Annotated in this window: 2 protein-coding genes; both read right to left on the bottom strand. The window is 65.4% G+C overall.

The genetic code is table 11. The features are described 5' to 3' along the window. Nucleotides 1–8 precede the first annotated feature (8 nt). On the bottom strand, nt 9–11,372 hold the full coding sequence (locus tag PSH96_RS12425) for a non-ribosomal peptide synthetase (RefSeq protein WP_305459500.1): 11,364 nt from the start codon (nt 11,370–11,372) through the stop codon (nt 9–11). After that, entirely contained in the window at nt 11,369–24,274 is a 12,906-nt protein-coding gene (locus PSH96_RS12420) for a non-ribosomal peptide synthetase (protein WP_305459499.1), read from the bottom strand. Before PSH96_RS12420 ends, PSH96_RS12425 begins: the two co-directional genes overlap by 4 nt. Between the last annotated feature and the right edge of the window lie 130 nt (nt 24,275–24,404).

Below are 24,404 nucleotides of genomic sequence, written 5' to 3'. Positions count from 1 at the left end.
TACCGTCTTCACGACACCACCTCCCCAACCACCACCCCTTCCAGCCACCACCGCGCCAACCCCAAAACATTCGGCGCCTTAAGCAACGTAAAGTGGTTCCCCGCGCCATACCAAACCTGCAACCCGTTCCCCTGGCGCCGCCACCCTTCCACCATCAACCCCTGCTCACGCTGATTACCCGCCGCATCCAACGCTGGATCCTGCGCCAGCACCAAGCGCACCACCCCGTTGAACCGCTGCGTCGGCCGATACACCGTGCGCAACGCCGCCGCATAAGTACGCGCCGGCCCCGCCATCGCATCCACACTGGCACGCCCCGGCAACAACCCCACGCTCACCATCCCCGCATGCAGCCATTGCTGCTGCGCCACCTCATCGCGCCCGGCAAAATCCACCCGGTCAATGCCCAGCGACTTGCCCGCCGACAACTGCATGGCCTCGATCAAGCGCAACAGCGCTGCAGTGGTCGAATACGGCTTGCCCGCACCACCCGGCGATTCACTGTCGATCACCGTCAACGACGCCACCTCGCGGCCCATCGCCTGCAAGCGCAGCGCCATCTCCAGTGCGACCCAGCCACCAAATGAATGCCCGACCAGATGCACCGGCCCACGCGGGCACTCCTGCGCCAGCGCCGCCAGGTAACACTGCGCCGCCGCTTCCACCTGGCTATGGGGCACCGCCTCGCCATCCAGCCCGCGCGGCTGCAAGCCGAACAGCGGCCAGTCCCGCCCGAGTGCCTCGCTCAACCCCACAAACCCGGTGACACTGTCCCCCGCTCCCGGCACGCAGAACACCGGCGCAAACCCCGCACGCCCACTCTGAATGCGCAGCACCGGTTGATGCAGCGCTTGCGTCACCGGCGCACTCACGGCCAGGGCCTGCGCCATCGCCGCGCCCAAGCCTTGAATATGGGGCGCCTGCATCATGCTCTGGTGATCGCCCGGGACCTCGACCCGGCGCAATTGCCCAGGCGCCAAGGCGTCTTCCCAACCCAGCGATTCACTGCGCCGCGACAGCTCGGTCGGCCGCTCGCGGGCACTGAACAGATGCACCGGCACCGGCAACGGGAACAGGCTGTAGTGCGCCAGCGCATGCCCGTGGCCGACTTCCCGCTCGATAAAGCTCAAGAGGTCCGCGTCCGTAGCCGCTGCCATTTGCGCGTATAGCAGACCTTGATCGCGACAGCGTTGCAGCAGACCCGCAAAGTCCAGCTGTCCAATGCCCGCCTCAAGCTGTTCAAGGCTCGCCAGTTCATCCACACCTCCCTGTGCTTTCCAATACGCCGTGCACTGCAACAGCAGATGCCGTTTAAGGGCATCCGGCCCACTCCAGCGCGCCTTGCCCTGATCGGTCATGCGCGGCACATAGCTGTCGATCAAACCGAGGAACGCCACCGGCTCATCCAGCCCCAGCAATTGCATCGCCACTTCATAGGCCAGCACGCCGCCAAACGACCAGCCCGCCACGCGGTAAGGCCCGTGCGGCTGAACCTGGCGGATCAGGCCGACCATGCGCGCCGCCAAGCCTTCCATGGTGTTCAGGTGCGCCTCGCCCAGTGCCGCGCCCGGCAGGCCGTAGATCGGATAGTCACCGGGCAAATGCTGGCCCAACGCCGGGAAATACACGTCCATGCCGCTGAACTCGTGCACCAGGAACAACGGCGGCTGCGCGCCGCTGCTGCGCACGGTAATCAGCGAGGTGTCGCGCACCGGCTCGCCAGTACGCTGACGCAGCATCGCCGCCACCGAGGCCACGCTGACGTGCTGGAACAGCTCGGCCAGCGACACCTGCAACCCCGCCGCCTCCATCAGGTTGACCAGTCGAATCGCCAGCAACGAGTGGCCGCCCAGTTCAAAGAAACTGTCATGTCGACCCACTTGCTCAAGTTTCAACACCTCGGCCCACAGGCCTGCAAGTGACTGCTCCAAGGCATCGGCCGGCGCCTCGAAGTCACGGCTGAGCAAGGCCTCCAATGCCGGAACCGGCAAGGCTTTGCGATCGATCTTGCCATTGGCCGTCAGCGGCAACTGCGCCAGCGGCACATAGGCCGACGGCACCATGTAGTCCGGCAATTGGCTGTGCAGGTGCGCACGCACACTCTCGACGTCGCCAGGCTCGCCGGCCCAGGTGAAATACGCCACCAGGCGCTTGTCACCCGGCACGTCTTCACGGGCCAGCACCACCACGTCCTGGATACTCGCGAAGGTTGCCAGACGAGCTTCAATCTCGCCCAGTTCAATGCGGAAACCGCGGATCTTCACTTGGTCGTCGTTACGCCCGATGCACTCCAGCAGACCGTCCGCCGTCCAGCGGCCAAGGTCGCCGGTGCGGTACATCAAGGCGCCTGGGTTGAACGGGTCGTCGACAAACTTTTCGGCGGTCAGCTCCGGCCGGTTCAAATAACCCTTGGCCACGCCGTCGCCACCGATGCAGATTTCGCCCGTCACGCCCACCGGCAGCGCCTGCAAGTACGCGTCCAGCACGTGGATTTGCGTGTTGGAAATCGGTCGACCCACTGGCACGCTGTCAGCGTCGGCAGCAATCGCCTGCACCTCGTAAGTGGTGGCGTAGGTGGTGGTTTCGGTCGGCCCGTAGCAATGCACCAGGCGCAAGCCCGGCGCCTGCGCCAGCAGGCTGCGAAACGCCGCCGGGTCGGCACGCTCGCCGCCGCAGAGCAACAGGCGCAAGCCGGCCAGGGCTTCGGGGATCATCTGCACGTACTGGTTGAACAACGCGGTGGTCACGAACAGCACCGTCGCACCGTGCAGCGCACGGCCGAATGCAGCGGGGTCGAGCAACGTGGAATGGTCGATCACCTGCACCTGGCCGCCGTTGAGCAGCGCGCCCCACACGTCCATGGTGCTGGCGTCGAACGCCGGGTTGGAGGCAAACGCCACGCAGTCGGCGGCGTTGAAGTCGGCGTAACCGTTGTTGAGCACCAGCCGCGTGATGCCGCGATGGGGCACCAATACGCCCTTCGGCGTCCCCGTGGAGCCGGAGGTGTACATGATGTACGCCACGCTGTCCGAGGACTGCGACAGGTCGGGGTTGTGGCTCGGTTGCGGGTCCAGGTTCAGGGTGTCCAGGTTCAGGGTATGCAGGTCCAGGCGCCGCGCCGGGTGCTCCAGCGCCGCGTCGCTGCGGGTCAACAGCCAGCTCGCACCGCTGTCCTGCAACATAAAGCCCTGGCGCTCGGCGGGCGCGTTGATGTCCAGCGGTACATAGGCCGCCGCGCACTTGAGGATCGCCAGTTGGCTGACCAGCAGGTCCAGGGAACGCGGCAGCAGGATCGCGACGTTATCGGCCGGGCGCACGCCCAGGCTCATCAGGTGATGGGCCAAGCAGTTGGCGCGGGTGTTGAGTTCGCCATAGCTCAGCACCGCGTCAGCGTGCAACGCCGCTATCGCGTTAGGCCGTGCCTGGGCCTGGGCTTCAAACAAGCGCTGCACCGTGTGCTCGCGGGGGAACACACGGGTGGTGGCATTGAAATCCGCCAGCTGTTGGCGCTCGGCTGTCGGCAGGATCGGCAGACCGCTGATGGCCGTCTCGCTGTGCTGCTCCAGCGCTCCAACCAGCTGTTCCAGTGCGATAGTCAGGTAATCACACAAACGCCGGGCGCCCTGCCCCATGGCGGTGAGGCTGAAACCCTCACCAAGGTCATCGACACTCATCGACACCCCGTAATTGGTCTGCTCCTCGGCGCCGAGCAGCGCAATCCCCTGCCATGCCTCGGCCACGCCACCCGTGTGCGGCGCGCTGTGGCGGTAGTTGAACAGCACGTTGAACAACGGCGTACCCACTGGCACGCCGCTGCAGCGCTGGGCCAACGCGAGCGGCGCGTGTTCATGGCTGAGCAATTGGGTCAGGCGCGCATGGGTGGCGCGCAGTGCGGCGCGTACCGAGTGTTCGCCCAGGTCGACGCGCAGCGGCAAGGTGTTGATAAACACGCCCATGGCCCGCTCGGCGCCTTCGCCGCCTTGCAGGCGCCCGAGCATTACAGTGCCGAACACCACCTGTTCGCGGCCACTGACCTTGCCCAGCACCTGCGCCCAGGCCAGGTGCATCAGGCTGGCGGCACTCACGCCTGCCTGACGGGCCTGTGTACGCAGACGTTGGCTCAACTGAGGGTCGACGGCCAGATGCGCGTGTTCATCAACGCCCAGGTAGTGGACGTCGGTTGGTTCTTCGACTTCACCGAGCATTTCGCGGAAGAAAACCTCGTGATCGTCAACGCCCATACGGGTCTGGGCCGACGTCTGGGCCACCGTCTGGGCCACATAGTTGCGATACGGTACGGCCGCGTCCAGCGTGTGCTGAGTGCCGAGCAGAAACGCCTGCATTTCATGCTGCAGGATGTCCAGCGCGATGTGATCCATCACCAAATGATGGAACAGCAACGTGGCCACCACACGCTGCGGTTCCTCGGTATAGATCAGGCGCATCAACGGCGCTTGCGAAAGATCCACGCGTTGTGGCACAGCACCGGTTTCAATGCTTAACGAGGCCTCACGCCACACCACCTGCACCGGCTCTTCCAGGCCCTCCCAATGGAAGGAGGAACGCAGGATGTCGTGCCGCTGGATCACCGCCTGCAATGCATGGGCAAAGGCGTCCAGGCGCAGACGGTTGTCGAAGGCAAACTGCGCCCGCAACAGGTAGGCATCGCCTTCAAGCACCGCCCGATGGTGATACAAGATGCCGGCCTGCAACGGCGCCAGCGGGTAGATATCCTGCACATTCGCCGTACCGCCGGGGATGCACGCAACGATGCGGTCGATGGCGGCCTGGTCCATCTGGATCAAGGGCAGCATAGCCGGGGTGATCCGGGGGCAACCTTCGACAATGCCATTGGCCGGCACCGCCACTTCGCGCCCACTGCCCAGCGCCGCCGCCAAGGCCGAGAGCGTCGGCTGGCCGAACAGCACCTTCACATCCGCCGACAAGCCCAGGCGACGCATGCGCCCCATCAAACTGACGGCCAGCAGCGAATGCCCGCCCAGTTCGAAGAAGTTGTCGTGACGGCCCACGCGCTCAACATTGAGCAGTTCGGCCCACAGGCTGGCCAAGGCGATTTCGGTATCGCCTTGGGGCGCCTCGTACGCGCGCACCACCACCGAGTCCAGGCCCGGCGCCGGCAGCGCCTTGCGGTCGAGCTTGCCGTTGGGGCTGAGCGGCAACGCCTGCAGATGCACGAATATCGCCGGCACCATGAACTCCGGCAGATGCCGCAGCAGGTGGCCGCGCAGCACGTCGATGTCGCTCGGCGTGCCGGTGTAGTACGCCACCAGCCGCTCTTCACGGGCGACCACGGCGGCTTCGTTGACCTGCGGATGCTCGAGCAGCCGCGCCTGGATTTCACCCAGTTCGATGCGCAAACCACGGATCTTCACCTGGTCATCATTGCGCCCCAGGTACTCGATATTGCCGTCCGGCAAGAAACGCCCGACATCACCGGTGCGGTACATGCGCCCGGGCATGAAAGGGTCGTCAAGGAAACGCTCGGCAGTCAGTTCCGGCCGGTTCAAGTAGCCGCGCGCGACTTGTACGCCCGCGATAAACAATTCGCCCACCACGCCCAGCGGCACCGGTTGCAATTGGCTGTCGAGCAGGTACATGCGCGTGTTGGCGATGGGCTTGCCGATCGGCGTATTGTCCGGGGTGACCGGGCCTGCACAGTTCCAGGCGGTGACGTCGACGGCCGCTTCGGTCGGACCGTACAGGTTATGCAACTCGCTGCCCGGCAGTTGCTGCTTGAAGCGCCGCACCAGGCTGCCCGGCAAGGCTTCGCCACTGCACATCACCCGCACCAGCCCGGCAGCCTGGCGGATATCGCCATGGGCCAGGAACACGTCGAGCATCGACGGCACAAAGTGCAAGGTGGTGATCTGTTCGGCCTCGATGACTTCGCACAGGTATTCGGGCTCTTTGTGCCCGCCTGGGCGCGCCATCACCAGACGCGCGCCGGTAAACAGCGGCCAGAAGAATTCCCACACGGAGACGTCAAAGCTGAACGGGGTTTTCTGCAGCACCGAATCCTGCGCGTTCAGGCCGTATTCGTCCTGCATCCACAGCAGGCGGTTGACCACCCCGGCGTGGTCGTTGATCACGCCTTTGGGCTGGCCGGTGGAGCCGGAGGTGTAGATCACATAGGCGCTCACGCCCTGTACATGAGGGTTGCCTGCGGGCAGATGCTGCCAGGTCGGCTGGTCCAGATCGACTATCGCCACCTCACCGAGCAACCCACGTGTTGCGCCTTGGGCCAGCACCACCCGCGGCGCACTGTCTTGCAGCATGTACGCCAGGCGCTCCTGCGGATAGGCCGGGTCCAGCGGCACATACGCCGCGCCGGCCTTAAGGATCGCATACAGGCCAACGACCATTGAAAGGCCGCGCTCCACGCATATCGCCACCCGCGAACCCGGCTGTACGCCCAGCGCCAGCAAGTGATGGGCCAGCTGATTTGCCTGCGCATTCAGTTCGGCGTAGGTCAGTTGCTGTTCGCCCGCCTTCACTGCAATCGCGTTCGGCGTGCGCGTCACCTGCGCTTCAAACATCCCGTGCAGGGTCTGGTCGAGGTTGTAGGCCACTGCAGTAGCGTTGAAATCGACCAGCAGGTGCTGACGCTCACGCTCATCCACCAACGGCGCATGTTCCAGCACCGCCTGGTCGTTATCGACCATGGCCTGCAAGGTGCGGGTGAAATAACCGGCGTAACGCTGTACGGTCGACTGATCAAACAGCGCCACGGCAAATTCCAGTGCGCCGAGAATACTGCCCTGCACTTCACTCAGGTTCAGCGACAGGTCGAACTTGGCAAAGTGGCTGTTCTCGACGATGCCTTCCAGGGCCAGGTCGCCCAAGGCCAGGGTCGGCGCGCTGCTGTCCTGCCAGCTCAGCAAGGTCTGGAACACTGGGCTGTGGGCCAGGCTGCGCACCGGCCGGGTGATTTCCACCACCTGTTCGAACGGCAAGTCCTGATGCGCCTGGGCCGCCAGCGTCAGCGCCTTGACCCGCGCCAGCAAGGCCTCGGTGCTCAGCTCGCCCGAGGTGTCGATGCGCACCGCCAGGGTGTTGACGAACAGGCCGATCAGCCCTTCCACCTCGCTGCGGGTACGGTTGGCCACCGGCGTGCCGATTACCAGGTCCTGCTGCCCGGACAGCCGTGCCAGCAGTGAGGCCCAGGCCGTCATCAAGGTCATGTACAGCGTGGTGCCATGGCGTTGGCTCAAGGCCTTGAGCCCGGCGGTCAGGCGTTCGTCCAGGCGCACTTCGACGCTGCTGCCGGCGTAGTCCTGCTGCACAGGGCGTGGGCGGTCGGTGGGCAGCGTGAGCAAGGCCGGCGCACCGGCCAGGGCCTGTTGCCAATAGGTGCTTTGGCGCTGCAGCACTTCGCCGCTGAGCCACAAACGCTGCCACACGGCGAAGTCGCCGTACTGGATCGGCAGGCTTGGCAACGGGTCAGGCATGCCGTGGCTGAAGGCTTGATACAGCGCCATCAGCTCGCGGGTGAGCACGCCCATCGACCAGCCATCGGAAACGATATGGTGCAAGGTCAACAGCAGCACATGGTGATAGTCGGCCATCACCACCAGACGCCCGCGCAGCAGAGGGCCGCGCTCCAGATCGAACGGCGCCGAGGCTTCGCCCTGAATCAAGGCATCCAGCGCCTGCTGCGGTTGCGGGTGGCGGCGCAAATCCTGCACTTGCAGGGGCAGCCTGTCTTCGGCCGGTACGATCAGTACCTGGGCTTCGTCGCCCTGTTGGGCAAAGCGGCTGCGCAGCGTTTCGTGGCGCGCAACAATGCGCGCCAAAGCGCGTTGCAGCGCCTCGACATGCAACTGGCCACGCAGGCGCAGGCCGATGGGAATGTTGTAGGCGGTGTTGGCGCCTTCCATCAGCGCCAGGAACCACAGGCGCTGCTGGGCAAACGACAGCGGCACGTGTTCATCACGATTGGCCGGCAGGATATCCGGCAAGGTGCTGCGCGCCGACTTCGCCAGCACTTCAGCGACTGCCGCCAGCTCTGCATTGGCAAACAAGTCGCCCAGCACCAGTTCCACCCCCAGGCGCTGGCGCACTTGCGACACCATGCGCATCGCCAGCAACGAGTGCCCGCCCAGCTCGAAGAAATGGTCGTGGCGCCCGACACGCTGCACCTGCAGCACATCGGCCCAGATCTGCGCGAGCACGCTTTCGATCTCGCCCTCGGGCGCGGCGTATTCGCGGGTAAACACGGCAGCCATGTCCGGCGCCGGCAAGGCCTTGCGGTCAAGCTTGCCGTTGGCGGTGAGTGGCAACGCCGCGAGCTTCACATAGGCCACCGGGACCATGTAGTCCGGCAGATGCGCGACCAGGTGGGCGCGGATATCACCGACAGCCAGCGGGTCGAGTTGCGAATTTTCGGTGAAATAAGCGATCAGCCGTTCCTCGCGCACCAGCACCACCGCTTCCTGAATCCCGGGCAGTTGCCCGAGCTGGGTTTCAATCTCGCCCAGCTCGATGCGCATGCCCCGGATCTTCACCTGATCATCGTTGCGCCCCAGGTATTCAAGCGTACCGTCCGGCAACCAGCGCGCCAGGTCGCCGGTGCGGTACATGCGCCCCGGGTTGAACGGGTCTTGCAGGAAGCGCTCGGTGGTCAGCTCCGGGCGGTTGAGGTAACCACGCGCCACGCCCTTGCCACCCACGTACAGCTCACCGGTCACACCCAATGGAACAGGCCGCTGTTGTTCATCGAGCAGGTACACCGTGGCATTGGCCACCGGTTTGCCGATATGCAACGGCTGGCCTGCTTCGACCTTGCCGGAGGTGGCGACCACCGTGGCTTCGGTGGGGCCGTAGTTGTTGATCAGTTCAAATCGCTGGGCCCGCGCAAACTGGCGCAGGCGGTCACCGCCGATGAGCAAGGTGCGCAATGTAGGGTGTTCGATTTGCTGGCTGAACGCGTATTCGGCCACCGGCGTAGGCAGGAAGCACACGTCCAGCGGCTGCGCGCACCACCAGCTCAGCAGCGCGTCGATATCTTCGGCGCCGTCCGTGGCCGGCGGCAGGTGCAGGGTCGCGCCGACACACAGCGCCGGCCAGACTTCCCAGGCCATCGCATCAAAACCAAAGCCGGCCACACTGGCCGTATGGCGCCCGGCGCACAGGTCGAAGGCGCGGCAATGCCAGTCCACCAGGTTGGCCACCGTGTGGTGTTCGACCATCACACCTTTGGGCAGGCCGGTGGAGCCGGAGGTATAGATCACGTAAGCGAGGTTCGATGGGTTGGCGCCAGCGTTGGGATTGCCGGCTGAATGGTGCTGCCAGGTGTAGCGGTCCAGCTGGATCACCGGCACGTCCAGCACCGGCAGGCGCTCAAGCAGCGCCTGCTGGGTCAGCACGGCCACCGGGGCGCTGTCGCTCAACAGGTAGCTCAGGCGCTCGGCCGGGTGCGACGGGTCGACCGGCACATAGCAGGCGCCGGCCTTGAGGATGGCCAGCAACCCGGCCAGGGTGTCCAGGCCACGCCGCGCGACGATGGCCACGCGGTCGTCGGGTTTGACCCCCAGCGCCAACAGGTGATGGGCCAGCAGGTTGGCTTGCTGGTTGAGTTCGGCGTAGGTCAGTTGGCGGCCCTGCTGCACGGCGGCGATCGCGTCCGGCGTGAGCGCGGCCTGGGCTTCGACGCGCCCGTGCAAGGTGTTGCCGTGAGGGAAATCGGCCTGGGTGGCGTTGAACTGCTCAAGCAGCAACTGCCGCTCGGCGGCGGGCACCACCGACAGCTGATTGAGCGCGGTGTGCGGTGCTTGCTCCAGCGCCGTCACCAGGTTTTCCAGGGCGGTTTGCAGGTAGCCGCACACCCGCTGTGGGTCGACCCGCTGGCTGGCCAGCAGGCTCAGGCCAAAGCCGTCACCCAGGTCATCCACACTCAGGGTCAGCGGGTAGTTGGTGCGCTCTTCGGCGCTGAGCGCGGCGATCCCGTGCCAGGCCGACACGGCTTCGGCGCTCGCGGCCGGGGCGCTGTGGCGATAGTTGAGCAAGGCGCTGAACAGCGGCGTCGGCGCCACCACCCCGCTGCAGCGTTGGGCCAGGGCCAGCGGCGCGTGTTCATGGCGCAACAAGGTGGTGAGCCGCGCGTGAGTGGCCTTGACCCCGGCGCGCACGTCCTGGGCGTCTACGTCGACGCGAAAGGGCAAGGTGTTGATGAAAATACCCAGCGCTCGATCCGTGGCATGGCTGCCTTGCATGCGGCCCATCAATACGGTGCCGAACACCACCTGCTCTTTACCGGCCAGCACCGCCAACACCTGCGCCCAGCCCATATGGAACAGGCTGGCGGCACTCACTCCCAATTGCCGGGCTTGCGCGCGCAATCGCCGGCTGAGTGCTGCGGGCAGAGGCAGGCTGACTTCGCTGATGCCACGGGCATCGCCCTGCACGTCCTGCAAGCCGTATGGCAAGGTCGGTTCGCTGATATCGCCGAGCATCTGGCGGAAGAAACCTTCGTGCTCCGGCTCGCTGATGCCCAGGCGTGCCTGCGCCACATAGTTGCGAAACGGCACGGCCTGGCCAAGCGCCGCGCCCTGGCCCAGCAGGCACGCCTGCATTTCATGGCACACCACTTCGAGGGCGCTGTGGTCGAGGGCCATATGGTGGAACAGCAAGGTGGCGACAATGCGCTGGTTCAGCGGGTCGTCGGCCCGTACCAGGCGCAGCAGCGGTGCCCGGGTCACGTCGAGACGATAATGGCGAGCGTCGAACAGCCCATGCAGTTGGGCGGCGATATCGCCGTCGGCCGGGTTCAACTGCAGCGCCTGCACCGGCAGGCGTGCCTGGCGCCACACCACTTGCGAGGGTTGTTGCAAGCCGTCCCAGACCACGCCGGTGCGCAGGATATCGTGGCGGTCCATTACGCTTTGCAAGGCTTGGGCGAAGGCCTCGAAACGCTCCAGGCTGTCGAACGCAAACTGCGACTGCATCACGTAGGGGTCGCCCTGTTCGGCGCTGACGTGGTGGAACAGGATGCCTTCCTGCAACGGCGCCAGCGGGTAAATGTCCTGGATATTCGCCACACCGCCATCGACCGTGGCCACGATGCGCTCGACCTCGTCCTGGCTCAACGTCGACAGGGTCAGCATGGCCGGGGTGATGTGCTCGGCCCCCGTCGGGATGCCATTGGCCGGCACCTGCACTTCACCGGCCTTGGAGGCCGAGTATTCACCGGCCTTGATCAATTCGATCAAGGCGGCTTTGTGCTCACGCAACGCCGCCAGGATCAAAGGGTCGCTCAGCGCTTGTTTGTTGCCTTGCACCGACAACTGCTCGCCCTTGAGCGCCAGTTGCACGTCCTTGGTTTTCAGCGTGGTCAATAACTCAAAAATGCTCACAGGACGATCTCCATTCGTTCGGTAATGGCGGCGTAGCCGGCCAGGCTCGGCTGTTCGAACAGCGCCCGCACATCGGCTTCCAGGCCTTCCTGGCGCAGGCGTCCGATCAAGCTCACGGCCAGCAGCGAGTGCCCGCCCAGCTCAAAGAAGTTGTCATGGCGCCCAACGCGCTCAACGTTAAGCAGCTCGGCCCACAGCGCTGCCATGAGAGTTTCGGTGTCGCCTTCGGGCGCCGCGTATTCGCGCACACTCAGTGCGTCCATGCCCGGCACCGGCAGCGCCTTGCGGTCGAGCTTGCCGTTGGGGCTCAGTGGCAATGCGTCGAGGTGCACAAATACCGCGGGCACCATAAAGTCCGGCAAGTGCTGCAACAGGTGGGCACGCAAGCGGTCGATGTCGATGTGTGCGCCGGTGTAGTACGCCACCAGGCGCTCTTCACGGGCGACCACGGCGGCCTCGTTGACCTGCGGATGCTCCAGCAAGCGCGCCTGGATTTCGCCCAGCTCGATGCGCAGGCCACGGATCTTGACCTGATCATCGTTGCGCCCCAGGTACTCGATATTGCCGTCGGGCAGGTAACGGCCGACGTCGCCGGTGCGGTACATGCGCCCTTCGGTGAACGGGTCCTTGAGGAAGCGTTCGGCGGTCAGCTCCGGGCGGTTCAGATACCCGCGTGCCACTTGCACGCCGCCGATGTACAACTCCCCCACTACACCCAATGGCACCGGCTGCAACTGGGCGTCCAGCACGTACATGCGTGTATTGGCAATCGGCTTGCCGATCGGTGTGTTGTCCGGCACGTCGGGCCGCGCGCAGTTCCACGCGGTAACGTCGACCGCCGCTTCCGTCGGGCCGTACAGGTTGTACAGGCCAACCCCCGGCAGTTGCGCCTTGAAGCGCCGCACCAGGCTGCCCGGCAAGGCTTCGCCGCTGCACATCACCCGCACCAGCCCTATGGCCTGGCTGACATCGCCATGGGCCAGGAACACATCGAGCATCGACGGCACAAAGTGCAAGGTGGTGATCTGCTCGGCCTCGATTACCTCGCACAGATACGCCGGCTCTTTATGCCCGCCGGGGCGCGCCATTACCAGCCGTGCGCCGGTAAACAGCGGCCAGAAGAATTCCCACACCGACACGTCGAAGCTGAACGGGGTTTTCTGCAACACCGCGTCATGGGCCTTGAGGCCATAGGCGTCCTGCATCCACAGCAAGCGGTTGACCACGCCGGCGTGTTCGTTGATCACGCCTTTGGGCTGGCCGGTGGAGCCGGAGGTGTAGATCACATAGGCCTGGTGCCGGGCGGTCAGGCCTGGCACCTGCGGGTTGCGCGCGCTCTGCTGTTGCCAGGTGACGTGATCCAGGTCCAGCACCGGCACGTCGCCCAACAACTGGCGGGTCGCGCCTTGCGCCAACACCACCACCGGCGCGCTGTCTTGCAGCATGTAAGCGATGCGTTCGAGGGGATACGCCGGGTCCAGCGGCACATAACCGCCGCCGGCCTTGAGGATCGCAAACAGGCCGACCACCATGTCCAGCCCACGCTCCACGCAGATACCCACGCGCGAATCCGGCCGCACGCCGAGTTCGCGCAAGTGATGGGCCATGCGGTTGGCACGCTCGTTGAGTGCCCGGTAGGTCAACTGCTGGTCACCGGCCTTGACCGCCAGCGCATCCGGCGTGCGTTCGACCTGGGCCTCGAACAGGCCGTGCAGGGTCTGGTCGAGGTTGTAATCGACCTCGGTGGCGTTGAACGCTACCAGCAGTTTCTGGCGTTCCTCGGCGCCCACGATCGGCAGGCGATTGAGCGCCTGGTGCGGCGCCTGTTCCAAGGCCTGAACCAGCCCGGCCAAGGCGTTCTGCAGGTAACCACACACCCGTTGCGCGTCAACCTGCGCCAGGGCGGTGATATCGTAACCATCGCCCAAGTCATCCACGTTGAGGGTCAACGGGTAGTTGGTGCGGCCATCGTTGGCCAGCGTCTGCATGCCTTCCCAGGCGTGTTGCGCCTCGGCAGAGCGCGTGGCGGCGCCGCGATGGCGATAGTTGAGCATCGAGCTGAACAACGGCGCCGGGGCCGCCACCCCACTGCAACGCTGGGCCAGGGCCAGGGACGCGTGTTCATGGCCGAGCAATGCAGTGAGCCGCGTGTGGGTGGCACGCACGGCATCGCGTGCGCCTTGCGCGTCGATATCCAGGCGCAGCGGCAAGGTATTGATAAACACCCCAAGGGCGCGGTCGGCGCCCTCGCCGCCTTGCAGACGGCCGACCAGCACGGTGCCGAACACCACGCTGTGGCGCCCCGAAGTGGCCGCCAGCACTTGGCCCCAGGCCAGGTGGAACAGGCTCGCCGTGCTCACGCCGAGTAAACGTGCCTGGGCCCGCAGGCGGCGGTTGAGGTCGCTGTCCAGGTGCAGGCTGTATTCCTCAATCGCGCTGCCGTCACCGCGCACGTCCTGCAAGCCGAACGGCAAGGTCGGCTCATCCACATCGGCGAGCATCTCGCGAAAGAACGCCTCGTGCTCCTGCTCACTGACGCCCAATCGCGCCTGGGCCACGTAGTTGCGGTATGGCATCGGCGGCGCTGTCGGGGCGGCATGCCCCAACAAGTGCCCTTGCATCTCACGCAGCACCACGTCGAACGCGGTGTGGTCCAGCGCAATATGGTGATAGAGCAACACCACCACCACGCGCTGGTTGGCCGGGTCCCTGGCGTATTTGAGGCAGATCAGCGGCGCCTGGCTGATGTCCAGGCGATAACGCCGCGCATCAAAACGCTCATGCAGGCCGGCGAGTACATCACCCTGCAACTGCAGCTCTTCCAGCGGCAATTGAGCCTGGCGCCACACCACTTGCAGCGGTTGCCCGAGGCCTTCCCAGACCACGCCGGTGCGCAGGATGTCGTGGCGGTTGATCACCTGTTGCAGCGCCTGGGCGAAGGCCTGCAGGCGCTCGAAGCTGTCGAAGGCCAGGTGCGATTGCAGCAGGTACGGGTCGCCCTGCTCGGCGGTGAGGTAGTGGTAAAGAATGCCCTCCTGCAACGGCGCCAGCGGGTAGATATCCTGCACATTGGCGGCGCCGCCGGGGATGCGGCTGACGACTTGATCGAGGGTTGACTGGTCGATATCAACCAAGGGCAGCATGTCAGCGGTGATGCGCAGGCAATCCGCTGCGATCCGGTTGGCCGGCACCTGCACTTCGCGGCCACTGCCCACGGCAGCCGCCAGCGCGGCCAGGGTTGGCTGGCTGAACAACACACGGACATCCGCGCTGAGGTCCGCTTGACGCATGCGTTCGATCAGGCTCACGGCCAACAACGAATGGCCACCGAGTTCGAAGAAGTGGTCATGACGGCCGACCTGTTCGACCTGCAACACCTCGGCCCAGATCCGCGCCAGAGTGGTTTCCACTGCGCCCTGGGGCGCTTCGTAGTCGCGGGAGAGCAACGCCGCGTGATCGGGTTCCGGCAGCGCCTTGCGGTCCAACTTGCCGTTGGCGGTCAGGGGTAACGCGTCGAGCCTCACGTAAGCGACGGGCACCAGGGCGTCGGGCAGCTGCGCCTGCAATTGCGCACGCAGGGTTTCGATCGCCAGCGGGTGGTGTTCAGTGAACCAGGCAATCAGGCGCCCTTCGCGCACCAGCACCACGGCCTCACCAACGCCTTCCACTGCGGTCAGGCGGCTTTCGATCTCGCCCAGCTCCACGCGCACGCCACGCACTTTGACCTGATCGTCATTACGGCCCAGGTACTCGATATTACCGTCGGGCAACCAACGCGCCAGGTCGCCGGTGCGGTACATGCGCCCTGGGTTGAACGGGTCTTGCAGGAAGCGTTCGGCGGTCAGGTCCGCACGGTTCAGGTAACCGCGCGCCACGCCGCTGCCGCCCACATACAGCTCACCGGCCACGCCCACCGGCACCGGGCGCAGCTGTGCATCGAGCAAGTAGGTGCTGGCGTTCGCCACCGGCCGGCCGATATGCAGCGCCTGCCCGGCGCGGACACGACCCGAGGTGGCAACCACCGTGGCCTCGGTCGGCCCGTAGTTGTTGATCAGCGCAAAACGCCGCTCCTGGGTGAACTGGCGCAGACGGTCGCCGCCAATCAGCAGGATGCGCAACGTCGGGTGATGCAGGTGCTGGCTGAAGGCGTATTCGGCCACTGGCGTGGGCAGGAAGCTGACGTCCAGCGGCTGCGCCAGCCACCAGGCGAGCAGTTCGTCGATGTTTTCATTGCCCACCGTGGCAGGCGGCAAGTGCAGGGTCGCACCGGCACACAGCGCCGGCCAGACTTCCCAGGCCATGGCATCAAAGCCAAAACCGGCGACACTGCTGGTATGGCTGCGTGCGTCCAGGCCGAAGGCTTCGCAGTGCCAGTGCACCAGGTTTTCCACGTTGCGGTGTTCCACCATCACGCCTTTGGGTTGGCCGGTGGAGCCGGAGGTGTAGATGACGTAGGCCAGGTGCGCCGGGGTCAGCGCTGCGAGCTGGGGATTGCTGACGGCGTGGTGCTGCCAGCTTTCGCCCAGCAGGTCCACCGTGGCGGACGTGCCCAGCAACGCTTGAGTGCTGGACTCGGCCAGCACGGCCACCGGTGCACTGTCCTGCAACAGATAAGCAATGCGCTCGGCAGGGTAAGCAGGGTCGACTGGCACATAACCGGCGCCGGCCTTGAGAATGCCCAGCAGCCCGATCAGCATCTGCGGGCCACGACGGCAGCAGATCGCCACGCGGTCGTCTGGCTGTACGCCGAGCGCGAGCAGGTGATGGGCGAGTTGGTTGGCGCGCTGATTAAGCTGCTGGTAGGTCAGCGAAAGCGCGCCCTGCTGCAGCGCAATCGCGTGGGGCTGGCGCTCGACCTGGGCTTCAAAGGCACCGTGCAGGGTGTGCCCGGTGGGGAAATCCGCAGCCGTTGCGTTGAATTCGCGCAGCAGGGTGTCGCGTTCGGCCGACGGCAGTATCGGCAGGCGGTTGAGCGCGGTATCGGCGGCGTTTTCCAAGGCCGCGACCAGTTGCTCCACGGCGTTATGCATATAGCCGCACAGGCGCTGGGCGCCAATCTGCGGCAGCGCCAGCACGCTGAGGCCAAAGCCTGCGCCAAAATCATCCACGCTCAAGGTCAGCGGATAGTTACTGCGCTCTTCACCGCCCAGCAGTTGCACGCCTTCCCAGATACCGTGGCCATCGCGGGCCATTGCGTCGGGGCGGCTGTGGCGAAAATTGAGCAAGGCACTGAACAGCGGCACGCTGGTGGGCACGCCGCTGCAACGCTGGGCCAGCGCCAGGGACGCGTGTTCGTGCCCCAGCAAGGCGCTCAACCGTGAATGGGTGGCCTTGACCGCCACGGCGGCACCCGCCGCGACATTCACCCGCAGCGGCAAGGTGTTGATAAACATGCCCAGCGCCCGGTCGGCGCCCTCACCCGCTTGCATACGGCCCATCAATACAGTGCCGAACACCACATCATTGCGCCCGGACACCAGCCCCAGCACCTGCGCCCAGGCCAGGTGCATCAGGCTCGCCGCACTCACGCCCAGTTGCCGCGCCTGCTCACGCACGCGCATGGCCAGCGCCGCGTCCAGGTGTTGCTCGGCCTCTTCGATATCGCGGCCATCGCCCTGCACGTCCTGCACGCCGAACGGCAAGGTCGGCTCGTCCACATCGGCGAGCATCGCGCTGAAGAACTGCTCATGCTCGGCCACGCTCACGCCCAGGCGTGCCTGGGCCACGTAGTTACGAAACGGCGCCGCCACGGGCAGCGCATCCGCCTGGTTGAACAGGAACGCACGCATCTCCTGGCCCACCACTTCCATGGCCGTGTGGTCCAGCGCCAGGTGGTGGAACAGCAGGATCGCCGCCACCCGGTTATTCGCCGAGTCCTGGGCGTAAACCATGCGCAGCAGCGGCGCCTGGGTAATGTCCAGGCGGTAATGACGGGCATCGAAGCGTGCATGCAACTGCTCGATGATGCCGCCCTCGGCTGGGTCCAGGATCACCTCCTGCACACTCAGTTGCGCGTCGCGCCAGACCACTTGCACCGGGCTGTCCAAACCTTCCCAGACCACGCCCGTGCGCAGGATGTCGTGACGCGCTACCACCTGTTGCAGCGCGCCCATAAAGGCGTGCAAACGCGCCAGGCTGTCGAACGCCATGCGCGATTGCAGCAGGTACGGGTCGCCCTGTTCGGCGCTGATATGGTGATAGAGAATGCCTTCCTGCAACGGCGCCAGCGGGTAGATATCCTGCACATTGGCCGCACCGCCGGGCACATGGGCGACGATGCGCTCGATGGCCGTTTGGTCAAGCTGCACCAGGGTCAGCATCGACGGCGTGATCTGCGTGCAGCCCGGCGCAATGCCATTGGCCGGCACCACAATTTCACGCCCGCTGCCGACTGCCGCCGCGAGTGCCGCCAGGCTTGGCTGGCTGAACAGCACACGTACATCCGCGCTCAGGCCGACCTGACGCATGCGCTCGATCAGGCTGACCGCCAGCAACGAATGCCCGCCCAATTCGAAGAAATGATCATGGCGCCCGACGCGTTCGAGCTTGAGCACGTCCTGCCAGATTTGCGCCAGCAGGGTTTCCACTTCACCCTCCGGGGCTTCGTAGCCACGGCTGAGCAGCGCACTTTGATCCGGGGCCGGCAAGCCTTTGCGGTCCAGCTTGCCATTGGCGGTAAGCGGCAACAGCTCCAGCCACACATAGGCCGACGGCACCATGTAATCCGGCAACTGGCCTTGCAGATGGGCGCGCAGGGCTTCGAGGGGCAAGGGTGCCGGGGCGGTGTAGTACGCCACCAGACGCTTGTCGCCGGGCTCGTCTTCGCGGGCCAGTACCACAACGTCGCGCACGCCCGGGAAGGCCGCCAGGCAGGTTTCGATTTCGCCGGGCTCGATGCGGAAACCACGGATCTTCACCTGCAAGTCATTGCGCCCCTGGTACAGCAAGGTACCGTCGGCCTGCCAACTGGCGAGGTCGCCGGTGCGGTACAACAGGCCTTCGCCGAACGGGTTGGGAATGAATTTTTCGGCCGTCAGTTGCGGCTGGTTCAAGTAACCCTTGGCCACGCCTGCACCGCCGATGTACAGCTCGCCGACCACACCCAGCGGCAGCGGCTGCTGGCGCGCATCCAGCACGTAGGCCTGGGCATTCGCGATGGGCCGGCCAATCGGCACCGCGCCCGCGCCCGGTGTGGTGATCTCAAAGGTGGTCGAGAAGGTGGTGGCTTCGGTCGGCCCGTAGCCGTTCAACAGGTGTTGCGGCTTGCCGTGCTTGAGCACCCGGCCGATCACCAGCGGGTCGAGCACGTCGCCGCCGACGATCAGGTAGCGCAACTGGCGCAGCACCGGCAGCAATGCGTCGGCGTATTGATGAAACAAGCCCGCCGTCATCCACAACACGCTGACGGCCTGTGCCTGCAACAGCTCGGCAAAAGCGGCCTGGGACAGCAGCACCGCGTGCTCGACCACCACCACGCAACCGCCATTGAGCAACGGTGCCCACACATCGAGGGTGCTGGCGTCGAACGCCGGGTTGGAGGCGAAGGCCACGCGGTCGCGCTCGTTGAAGTCGGCATACCCGTTGTTGAGCACCAGCCGCGAGACAGCGCGGTGCGGCACTTGCACACCTTTGGGCGCGCCGGTGGAGCCGGAGGTGTACATGATGTACGCCACTTCGTCCGAAGACTGCGCAAGCTCCGGGTTGCGCGGCGACAGGCTGTCCAGGTTGAGGTCGGCCAGGGTATGGAGCACATGCCGCGCCCCGCTGTCCTGCACCATAAAGGCCTGGCGTTCGAGCGGCGCGTTGACGTCCAGCGGCACATACGCCGCCGCGCACTTGAGGATCGCCAGCTGGCTCACCAGTAGATCCAGAGAGCGCGGCAGCGCAATCGCCACGCTGTCACCCGGTTGCACGCCCTGGTTGATCAGGTGATGGGCCAGGCGGTTGGCGCGGCGGTTGAGGTCGCGGTAGCTCAAGGACAACCCGCCATGCACCGCCGCCACCGCTTCGGGACGCGCCAGTGCCTGGGCTTCGAACAGCTGGTGCACCGTGAGCTGCGACGGGTATTGGCGGGCGGTGGCGTTGAACTCGACCAACAGCTGGTGGCGCTCGGCCGCCGGCAAAATCGACACCGCCTGCAACGCGGTAGTCGGCGCTTGTTGCAGCGCGGTCACCAGGTGGCTGAGCGCGGTGAGCATGTAGTCGCCCACGCGCTGCACATCCACGCTGGCCACGCCTTGTACGGTCAGCGCAAAACCTGTGCCGAGGTCATCGACGTTGAGCACCAAGGGGTAGTTGCTGCGTTCCTGGGAACTGAGAATCTCGATACCGTGCGCGGCAAACGGGCTGTCTCCCGGCGCCTCGTCCGCGGCGCTGTGGCGATAGTTGAGCAAGGTGCTGAACAGCGGCAACGAACCCGGCACACCACTGCAACGCTGGGCCAGGGACAGCGAAGCGTGCTCGTGCCCCAGCAACTGCGCCAAGCGCGCATGGGTGGCGCGTACGCCGGCCTGCACGCTGGTGGCGCCCAGACTGACGCGCAGCGGCAAGGTGTTGATGAACATGCCCAGCGCCCGGTCAGCGCCCTCGCCGCCTTGCATGCGCCCCAGCAGCACGGTGCCGAACACCACATCCTGCTGGCCGGAGACCTGGGCCAGCACCTGCGCCCAGGCCAGGTGCACCAGGCTGGCGCTGCTGACGCCCAGTTGCCGCGCTTGCTCGCGCAGGCCTTGGCCGAGTGCCGGGGCCAGCGGCAAATGCGCCTCGACGATGCCGCTGCCGTCACCATTCACATCCTGCAAACCGAACGCCAGCGTGGGTTCGTCGATATCGCCGAGCATGTCGCTGAAGAAGGCTTCGTGTTGCGCCTGGGTCACGCCCAGACGCGCCTGGGCCACGTAATTGCGGTATTGCACCGCCGGCGGCAGTTGTGAGCTGTGGCCGGCCAGGCTGGCGCTCATCTCTTCCACCAACACCTGCAGGGCGGTGTGGTCGAGCAGGATATGGTGCAGCAGCAGGATGCCGACGAAACCATCCTGTTGTTGCGCGTAACCGAAATGCATCAGCGACGCACGGCTCAGGTCGAGGCGGAAATGGCGCGGGTCAAAGCGTTGCTGCAACTGTGCCAGCGCAGCATCGGCCGGCACGTCGAGGCGCTCAATCTGCAGCTGCGCCTTGCGCAACACCACTTGCACCGGCTCATCCAGGCCTTCCCACAGAATACCGGTGCGCAGGATGTCATTGCGCTCGATCACACTGTGCAAGGCGTGGGTAAACGCGTCCACCGCCGCTTGGTCGGCAAAACTCAATTGCACCTGCAACACGTAGGGGTCGCCCTCGGTGGTTGCCAGGTGGTGATACAGAATGCCGGCCTGCAACGGCGCCAGGCCGTAGATGTCCTGCAGGTTGGCAATGCCACCGGGCACGTGCTGGAGGATGTGGTCGATGGCCGCCTGGTCCAGCGCCACCAGCGGCAGCATGTCGGGGCTGATGTGTTCGCTCGTCGCCGTGATCTGATTGGCCGGCACTTGGACTTCCTGCTGCCCGCCCACCGCCGCAGCGAGTGCGCGCAAGGTGGGTTGGCCGAACAGCACACGCACGTCGCAGCTCAACTCCACTTGCCGCATGCGTTCGATCAGCTTGACCGCCAGCAGCGAGTGGCCGCCCAGCTCGAAGAAGTTGTCGTCGCGCCCCACCTTGTCGACCTTCAACAGCGACTGCCAGATACCGGCGAGGGTGCTTTCCACAGCGCCTTGCGGGGCGGCGTAGTCTCGCCGCGCCAAAGCGTCGGCATCCGGCGCGGGCAAGGCTTTGCGGTCGAGCTTGCCGTTGGTGGTCAGCGGGAATTGATCCAGCCGCACGAAGGCGCTGGGCACCATGTATTCGGCCAGGCTCAGCAGCAGATGGTCGCGCAGTTCGGCGGCGCCGAGTTCGCGCTCGGCGATCACGTAGGCCACCAGGCGTTTGTCACCGGGTTCGTCTTCACGGGCGATAACCACCGCGTCGCGCACGCCGTCGGCGCTGGCCAGAGTGGCTTCGATTTCGCCCAACTCAATGCGGAAACCACGGATCTTCACCTGGTCATCGTTACGGCCCAGGTAGTCGACGCTGCCATCGGCCAGCAGGCGGCCGAGGTCACCGGTCTTGTACATGCGCAGGCCAGTGGCCGGGTCGGCCAGGAAACGTTCGGCATTCAGTTGGTCACGGTTGAGGTAACCGCGCGCCACACCCGCGCCGCCGACATACAACTCGCCGACCACACCGATCGGCAACGGCTCACGACGCGCATCCAGCACGTACAGTTGCAGGTCGGGAATGCGCACGCCAATCGGGCTTACGCCAACCAACTGCGCATCTGCCGCTTCCAGGGCGCGGTAGGTCACGTGCACGGTGGTTTCGGTGATGCCATACATGTTGACCAATTGGGTGCCGGCGTTGATGGCGCGGGCGTACCACGGCTTGAGCATGCCCGGCTCCAGGGCTTCGCCGCCGAAAATCACCTGGCGCAGTGAATGCGCCTGGGCGCTCTGGGCGGCGATCAACTGGCGAAACGCACTGGGCGTCTGGTTGAGAATGCTCACACCCGCGTCGCAGATCAGCGCGTAGCACTCATCCGGCGAGCGGCTGACCAGTTGCGGCACGATCAGCAACTGGCCGCCGTGCATCAGCGCGCCCCAGATTTCCCAGACCGAGAAGTCGAACGCGAAGGAATGGAACAGCGCCCACACATCGTTGGCGTTAAAGCCAAACCAATGCTCGGTGGCGGTGAACAGCCGCGCCACCTGGCGGTGTTCGATCATCACGCCCTTGGGCAGGCCGGTGGAGCCGGAGGTGTAGATCACATAGGCGAGGTGGGCCGGGCTGAGCGCAACGCGCGGGTTGACGATGGATTCTGCGCGCAGGTTGTTGAGGTCGATGCGGGTCAAATCACCGATCAGATGCTGCGTGTCGGCTTGCACCAACACCGCCACTGGCGCGCTATCGGCCAGGGTATAGGCGATGCGCTCCAGCGGGTAAGCCGGGTCGATGGGCACATAACCGGCGCCGGCCTTGAGGATGCCAAGCAGGCCGATGATCATTTCCGGGCCACGCTCTACGCAAATGGCCACGCGGTCATCGGGACGTATGCCCTGGGCCAGCAGGCGGTGGGCGACCTGGTTGGCGCGTTCGTTGAGTTGGCGGTAGGTGATGCGCTGGGTGTCGAAACGCAGAGCGATGGCATTGGGTTGAGCGGCGGCGTGGGCTTCGACTTGCGCGTGGATCAGGGCCGTGTCGTTGTAGTGTGCGGGGCTTTGATTGAGGCGGTGCAGCAGATGGTGACGCTCGGTGTCAGGCAGGATATTCAGGCCGCAGAGCGGCATATCCGGTCGCTGTTCCAGGGCCTCGGCCAGGCTGTGCAGGGCCGTGTGCAGGTAGCCGGCGACGCGTTGCGCGCCGATGGACGCATCGACCATTACCGTCAGCGCAAAGTCTTCACCCAGGTCGTCGACGTTGACCGTCAGCGGGTAGTTGGTGCGCTCTTCGGCGCCCAATACCTGGATGCCTTCGGCCACGTCGATCACTGCGGCCATGTCGGTGGCGGCGCTGTGGCGATAATTGAGCATGGCGCTGAACAGCGGCGTGGGTGCCGCTACACCGCTGCAACGCTGGGCCAGCGCCAGGGACGCGTGCTCGTGATTGAGCAAGGCGGTCAACCGCTCGTGGGTAGCCTTGACCCCGGCGCGCACGCCCTGCTCGCCCACGTCCACGCGCAACGGCAAGGTGTTGATAAACATACCCAGCGCGCGTTCACCGCCCTCGCCGGCGCCCATGCGGCCAAGCATCACGGTGCCGAACACCACGGCATCGCGCCCGGACACCACGCCCAGCACGCGCGCCAGGGCCAGGTGCATGATGCTTGCCACGCTGACGCCCAACGGCCGTGCCAGGCTGCGCAGGCGGCGGCTCAGGCTGCTGTCGACGGGCACCCGCACTTCATCGATGCCGTGCCCGTCGCCTTGCACATCCTGCAGGCCGAAGGGCAAGGTCGGCGCATCGATATCCGCCAGCATGTCGCGAAAGAACGCCTCATGCGCCTGTTCGCTGACGCCATGGCGCACCTGGGCGATGTAGCTGCGAAACGCCACTGGCTCGGCCGCCCGGGCTTGCTCACCGGCCAGGTAGAGCTGGATTTCATGGCGCACCACATCGAGGGCGGTGTGGTCGAGGATGGTGTGGTGGAACAGCAGCATCGCCACCACGCGCTGGTTGGCCGGGTCGTCGGTAAACACCAGGCGCAGCAGCGGCGCCTGGCCCAGGTGCATGCGGTAGGTGCGGGCGTCGTAGCGCGCCAGCAGTTGGGCCAGGGCGTCGCCGCCGTTGAAGTGGGCTTCTTCGCAGGCCAGGACTGCCTTGCGCCACACCACTTGCAACGGCTCGTCGAGGCGCTCCCAGACCATGGACGTACGCAGGATGTCGTGGCGGTCGATCACCCATTGCAGCGCTTGCGCGAAGGCGTCGAGACGCGCGCGGCTGTCGAACACAAATTGCGCATGCAGCACGTAGGGGTCGCCCTGCTGCGCCGAAAGATGGTGGTAAAGCATGCCTTCCTGCAACGGTGCCAGCGGGTAGATGTCCTGCACGTTCGCCGCGCCGCCGGGGATGGCGGCGACGATACGGTCGATGGCCGCCTGGTCGAGCGTGACCAGCGCCAGCATGTCCGGGGTAATGCGGTAGGCCGGGCTTAGCCAGTCACCGCCGTGTTCAGCCACAAAGGCAAGCAGTTGGGGTTTGTGCGCGATCAGTTGATCCCATAGCGCGTCATCCAGGGCTTGGTCATCGCCGAGGATAATCAGGTCGCCTTCTTCCAGTTGCAGACGGATCGCATGGGTGGAAATCGCTGCCAATAATTCACTGAACTGCATGGGGGTAACCTGCCTGGTAAGTCACGGTTGAGGAGAACGTCCGTATTCAGCTGCCGTTTGAATCGGGTGTGCTGGGCGCCAGGAAAAAATCGCGGGCGCAGCCGGGGGCCTGGAGAGGCTTCCGGCAGGC

Source organism: Pseudomonas sp. FP2338, from assembly GCF_030687515.1.
GTDB classification, from domain to species: Bacteria; Pseudomonadota; Gammaproteobacteria; order Pseudomonadales; family Pseudomonadaceae; genus Aquipseudomonas; species Aquipseudomonas salomonii.
The sequence above is the reverse complement of the archived record's forward strand: the minus strand, read 5'-3'. Positions and strand labels throughout refer to the sequence as shown.

Coding starts and splice junctions, on each gene's coding strand:
- PSH96_RS12420 (WP_305459499.1), bottom strand. CDS start 24,274: ATGCAGTTCAGTGAATTATTGGCAGCGATTTCCACCCATGCGATCCGT.